The 2,939-nt window shown below is 54.2% G+C and carries 1 rRNA gene; it reads right to left on the minus strand.

What is annotated here, in order from left to right:
* Positions 1-25: 25 nt before the first annotated feature.
* Positions 26-2,918: ribosomal RNA gene (locus INT33_RS20810) — 23S ribosomal RNA — on the minus strand.
* Positions 2,919-2,939 lie beyond the last annotated feature (21 nt).

The following is a 2,939-nucleotide window of genomic DNA, read 5'->3' on the forward strand; positions in this document are numbered from 1 at the left end:
TGCGACCAGACCCCTTGGGTGTTATAGGGTCAAGCCTCACGGGCCATTAGTACACGTTAGCTCAACACCTTGCAGTGCGTCCACACCGTGCCTATCAACCAGCTGGTCTCGCTGGGCCCTTCAGGAGGCTCTAGGCCTCAGGGATGTCTCATCTTGAAGGGGGCTTCCCGCTTAGATGCTTTCAGCGGTTATCCCGTCCGACCATAGCTACCCGGCAATGCCACTGGCGTGACAACCGGAACACCAGAGGGTCGTCCACTCCGGTCCTCTCGTACTAGGAGCAGCTCTTCTCAAACATCCAACGCCCACGGCAGATAGGGACCGAACTGTCTCACGACGTTCTAAACCCAGCTCGCGTACCACTTTAAATGGCGAACAGCCATACCCTTGGGACCGACTTCAGCCCCAGGATGTGATGAGCCGACATCGAGGTGCCAAACACCGCCGTCGATGTGAACTCTTGGGCGGTATCAGCCTGTTATCCCCGGAGTACCTTTTATCCGTTGAGCGATGGCCCTTCCATACAGAACCACCGGATCACTAGAACCTGCTTTCGCACCTGCTCGACGTGTCTGTCTCGCAGTCAAGCACCCTTATGCTCTTGCACTCAATGCACGATGTCCGACCGTGCTGAGGGTACCTTCGTGCTCCTCCGTTACTCTTTGGGAGGAGACCGCCCCAGTCAAACTACCCACCACACACTGTCCTCGATCCGGATAACGGACCTGAGTGAGAACGCCAATGATGCCAGGCTGGTATTTCAAGGTTGGCTCCCTTCGAACTGGCGTCCGAAGTTCAAAGCCTCCCAGCTATCCTACACAGGCAACATCAGCGTCCAGTGTGAAGCTATAGTAAAGGTTCACGGGGTCTTTCCGTCTAGCCGCGGGTACACCGCATCTTCACGGCGATTTCAATTTCACTGAGTCTCGGGTGGAGACAGCGTGGCCATCATTACGCCATTCGTGCAGGTCGGAACTTACCCGACAAGGAATTTCGCTACCTTAGGACCGTTATAGTTACGGCCGCCGTTTACCGGGGCTTCAATCAAGAGCTTCGGACGAATCCTAACACCATCATTTAACCTTCCGGCACCGGGCAGGCGTCACACCCTATACGTCCGCTTGCGCGTTAGCAGAGTGCTGTGTTTTTAATAAACAGTTGCAGCCACCTGGTATCTTCGACCGGTTCGCGCTTAGGAAGCAAGTTCCATCACGCTATGCCGGCGTGCCTTCTCCCGAAGTTACGGCACCATTTTGCCTAGTTCCTTCACCCGAGTTCTCTCAAGCGCCTTGGGATTCTCACCCTGACCACCTGTGTCGGTTTGGGGTACGGTCGCACATAATCTGAAGCTTAGAGGCTTTTCCTGGAAGCGTGGCATCAATGACTTCCTGACCGTGGTCAGTTCGTCTCGTCTCTCGGCCTGTGAGGGTCCCGGATTTACCTAAGACCCAAGCCTACTGACTTTCACCAGGACAACCAACGCCTGGCTCACCTAGCCTTCTCCGTCCCCCCATCGCAATTATGTCCGGTACGGGAATATTAGCCCGTTTCCCATCGACTACGCGTTTCCGCCTCGCCTTAGGGGCCGACTCACTCTGCTCTGATTAGCATCGAACAGAAAACCTTGGTCTTCCGGCGGGGGAGTTTTTCACTCCCCTTATCGTTACTCATGTCAGCATTCGCACTCGTGATACCTCCAGCAAGCTTCTCAACTCACCTTCATTGGCTTACACGACGCTCCTCTACCGCTCATCCTAAAGGATGAACCCGTAGCTTCGGTACCTGGTTTAGCCCCGTTACATCTTCCGCGCAGGCCGACTCGACTAGTGAGCTATTACGCTTTCTTTAAAGGATGGCTGCTTCTAAGCCAACCTCCTAGCTGTCTGAGCCTTCCCACATCGTTTCCCACTTAACCAGGATTTGGGGACCTTAGCTGACGGTCTGGGTTGTTTCCCTTTTCACGACGGACGTTAGCACCCGCCGTGTGTCTCCCACGCTCGCACTCACCGGTATTCGGAGTTTGCCTCGGGTTGGTAAGTCGGGATGACCCCCTAGCCGAAACAGTGCTCTACCCCCGGCGGTGATACGTGAGGCGCTACCTAAATAGCTTTCGAGGAGAACCAGCTATCTCCGGGCTTGATTAGCCTTTCACTCCGATCCACAAGTCATCCAAATCTTTTTCAACAGATCCTGGTTCGGGCCTCCAGTTGATGTTACTCAACCTTCACCCTGCTCATGGATAGATCGCCCGGTTTCGGGTCTATATCCAGCGACTGTGTCGCCCAGTTAAGACTCGGTTTCCCTACGGCTCCCCTATACGGTTAACCTCGCCACTGAATATAAGTCGCTGACCCATTATACAAAAGGTACGCAGTCACAGAACAAGTCTGCTCCTACTGCTTGTACGCACACGGTTTCAGGATCTATTTCACTCCCCTCTCCGGGGTTCTTTTCGCCTTTCCCTCACGGTACTGGTTCACTATCGGTCAGCCAGGAGTATTTAGCCTTGGAGGATGGTCCCCCCGTCTTCAGTCAAGGTTTCTCGTGCCCCGACCTACTCGATTTCACATGATCAGATTTTCGACTACGGGGCTATCACCCGCTACGGCCAGACTTCCCAATCTGTTCGTCTAATCAGTCACATGCTTAAGGGCTGGTCCCCGTTCGCTCGCCGCTACTAGGGGAATCTCGGTTGATTTCTTTTCCTCAGGGTACTTAGATGTTTCAGTTCCCCTGGTTCGCCTCATACACCTATGTATTCAGTGCATGATACTGACCTTATGGTCAGTGGGTTTCCCCATTCAGAGATGTCCGGGTCACAGGTTGTTGCCACCTCACCGAACCTTATCGCAGGCTACCACGTCTTTCATCGCCTCTGGCTGCCTAGGCATCCACCGTGTGCGCTTCATTGCTTGACCCTATAACCCGAAGGAGTCTGG

The organism is Halomonas colorata (assembly GCF_014897985.1).
GTDB lineage: Bacteria > Pseudomonadota > Gammaproteobacteria > Pseudomonadales > Halomonadaceae > Vreelandella > Vreelandella colorata.